Here is a 3,442-nt window from a genome sequence, read left to right as displayed (position 1 = left end):
GTCCAGGCGCTGGTCGTGAAGCAGCAATTCGCTCTTTACAAGCAGCTGGTCTTGAAGTAAACCTAATTAAAGACGTGACTCCGGTTCCTCACAATGGTTATATAAGTATCGATACAAAAGAAATATTGGTATAAATGACTTATCCTTTTATTTATTCGACTTGTTTTTTTGCAATGATGCATCTCTCTTTTTTTAAAGTATTAACTATAAAAATATTTACCTTCTTCTTCTTTTTTTACTATCCAACCTACATTCCCGAACAAATTATGCCTACGCGACACCAACCCCGGTTTTTTTATCTCCCTTTGTTATAATTTATGTACCAAGGTTTTGATCAAGATAGCGCCGATGCTGGGCGCACCAAAAAACATCCACAGATTTGATTTACACAAATCTATGGATGTCTCTATATTATAAATTTATATTTTTACACTGTTCCTATTAATAAACAACTCAATTCCATCTCCACTAATAAGCTTAACCTCTGTAGCCTTTTCTGTAATTGAGATTCCTATTAACCTACCGTTAAAGTGAATATTAAAGCTTAACTTCTTCCACTTTTCAGGAATAATGGGCGCCAAATGAAGTTGTCCTTCTATAACTCTTAAACCGCCAAAGCCATTTACAACAGCCTGCCAAGTTCCACCTAGGGAGGCACCATGAAGGCCAGAAGCTGCAGTATCTTGTTCGTCATCTAAATCCAATCTGCAGGTTTTAAAGAAATAATCTACAGCTTTTTCCTTCATACCTAGCTCTACAGCCATTATACAATGAGTATTAAAGGACAGTGATGAATCATGAGTAGTTATTGGTTCATAAAAATTATAGGCTGTTAGTTTTTGTGTTTTATCAAATTTATCATTAAGTAAATACATCAGTAATAATACATCAGCTTGTCTTAATATACGATATCTCATAACACGTTCATAGCCTATTATTTCAAGTAGTGGCATGGTTCTGTCTGCATATTTTTCCATATCAATTTCAGGATAATCCATAAAGGCATCATCTTGAATTAAAAGCTCACGGCTTTTATCCCAATTTTTATATATATTATTGCTAACTTCTTCCATTGTTCTACTTCTGTTATTTCTAAATTAAGTTTATTCTTTAGTTCTATTAATTTTTCTCTAGAATTTTGCTCCAAATACTCTACAGCTTCTATGGCTAGCTCTAGATTTCTTTCAGCTAAATAATTTGTAAACATATTATTATTTGCTATAGAGCAGTATTCATCTGGACCTTTAACCGCAAGAATGGTATATTTCCCTAGCCTTTCATTAAAAGCTACACGCTCTACCCAAAATCTAGCGGTTTCAATATAAATTTCTGTAGCGTAATTTTCCAAAAAATCTATATCCTTGGTAGTTTGCACATATTGATCTAGGGCGTAGGCAATATCGGCGGTTATATGAATTTCACAATCTCCGTATTCCCAGCTGTCACATTGTTCTGAGCCATCATGGGCACTCATCCAAGGATACATAGCACCTCTTAGACCACGTCTCTTAGCATTTTCACGGGCAGCCGGCAGCATATTATATCTATACATTAATAAATTTCTAGCTGCTTGTGGATTAGTAAATAAATAAAATGGGAACATAAACATTTCTGTATCCCAAAAAGCATTGCCCTTATAGCGAGTATGACTTAATAGCTTTGCTGGCAAGTTTACGTAGGCATCCCAAGAGGCATTGGCCTGAATTAAATTAAATATATTAAAACGTATTCCTTGTTGGGAGGAAGTATCCCCCTCAATTTCTATATCAGCTATTTCCCAATGTTTTTCCCAAGCCAGTTTATGAGAATTATACAAAATATCATACTGATTATTTGCTGCTTTAACTATTTCCTCTCCTGCTAGCGCTTTTAGTTCTGTAGTCTTGGCATCACGAGAAGTGTAAGTTGCTACATACTTATCAACACCAACTTCTTTTTCTATTTCTCCTTCAAAAATAACAGTTTGAATTACCTTACTTTCCTTAAGCTCTAGGTCTACTTTCATATTATTTATAGGTGAAAGCCAAACATACTGCGCTAAAGTTATTCCTGTAGTTTTAGTACAAGATTCTAAGTAAGCTCCATTTTTACCAAATCCTTCTACTTTTACTGTATTAAAATGGTAATTTGGAATTATTTTTTTTATGGGGGGATAATCCCTTTGTTTTCTATTAAATACATCTCCATCTAACACCGTTTCAAGTTTCATTGGCAGTTGATGATTTACTGGTGTAAGTCTAATTCTTAAGCAGTTTAAGTGCACATTATCCATAGATAGAAAACGCTGAAAGTAAAAATGAGTAATATTTCCCTCAGGATCTTCCCAAGTAAATTCACGGGTTAAGGTACCTGCCTTCATATCTAGGGTTCTGCTATAATCCCATAACCGCCCCTGAGTCATGTCTAATTTAGAATTTCCTATCCATATATTTGTGCTTATAAAATCTGGGCAGTTAACTATTTCCACATAGTCACCCTCAAAGTTATCAAAAACCCCTGCAATATAGTTTCCCGGATAGGTTTCCATTTCCTTATTAAAACCTTCCTCTAAGCAACCACGTAAGCCCATATAACCATTTGCTAAAGTAAAGTTTGTTTCATAATATATATTTTTCTCTGGTTCATAGTCTTTTTCAACTATCTTCCAAGGCAAAAATTCCATTTACTTTCCCCTCTTTTCAAGAAAATTTAAGAAGCTATTTACGCTTCCACCTACAGCTTTAACCTCTGGAGGAAGTCCTAAAGGAGCTTCTGAAACATCGAAGAAGTCACCCTTACGAGATTTATCTGTTATCATATAAGCGTCACTGCCTTGTACCCCTTCCCCAAGGTAAGTAAATTCATCTCCCCAAAAACAACAGTCTTCTATCTTTATAGCTTTACTTAAGATTACTTCTTCTAACAAGCTGTCCACATTATCCCCTTTAGTACTCATCCCAACTTCAAGATATTTTGCATCTGTAGTAACCTTTACATCTATGCCAACAGTTTTACCTATTTCACCGGCATAATCCATTAGACCTTTTATTCCCTTTTTATAGCCATAAAATTTTAGCCGTTGCGTTACCATATCAATTTCCTCAGGCTGTAGAAATAATTTTCCTTGACGATCTAAACCCACCAAAAGATCAATTTTACAATAACCGGGTCTACTAAAAACTATATCTGTTTCATAGTTATACTTACTCAAAAGATATTTATGAAGCTTAAAACAGACTTCATGAATTTTAATTACCTCTTCCTTTTTAGGCAAAACCCCACCTAAGATTTTTAAGTTTCCCATCTCATCAAAGCCATAATTAAAGGAGCCCCTACCTAAACCTAAATATAAGTTTTTAAGTAGCTTTCTATCTATAAGCTCATGAAGCTTCCCACCTGCTATATTTTCATAACTTGTACCACTTATTATTACTAACTTAACTTCATTCTCAAGAAGTTCTAC

At 34.6% G+C, this 3,442-nt stretch carries 3 protein-coding genes and 1 pseudogene; 1 reads left to right on the top strand and 3 read right to left on the bottom strand.

Annotated elements, in window-relative coordinates:
* Window positions 1-134: 30S ribosomal protein S11 (rpsK, locus tag FU659_RS34605; protein ID WP_147951684.1), on the top strand; the 134-nt coding region annotated here is incomplete at its 5' end.
* Between the two features lie 285 nt (window positions 135-419).
* Here the strand turns inward: rpsK and FU659_RS39290 are convergent.
* The 3 genes and pseudogenes from FU659_RS39290 to FU659_RS34590 all read right to left on the bottom strand — a co-directional run.
* Window positions 420-704, bottom strand: coding sequence for a glycosyl hydrolase family 65 domain-containing protein (locus FU659_RS39290; protein ID WP_397357192.1), 285 nt, complete (start codon window positions 702-704; stop codon window positions 420-422).
* Window positions 693-2,662: pseudogene (locus FU659_RS34595) on the bottom strand (glycoside hydrolase family 65 protein); the annotation flags it as partial. The gene FU659_RS39290 and the pseudogene FU659_RS34595, both read right to left, overlap by 12 nt.
* The coding region (locus FU659_RS34590) for an HAD family hydrolase (protein WP_147951681.1) at window positions 2,663-3,442 on the bottom strand (780 nt) is incomplete at its 5' end. It abuts the pseudogene before it with no gap.

This window comes from Paenibacillus sp. N3.4, from assembly GCF_008017805.1.
In the GTDB taxonomy this organism is placed as follows: Bacteria; Bacillota; Bacilli; order Paenibacillales; family NBRC-103111; genus Paenibacillus_E.
This window is presented reverse-complemented; position numbering and strand designations above follow the sequence as displayed.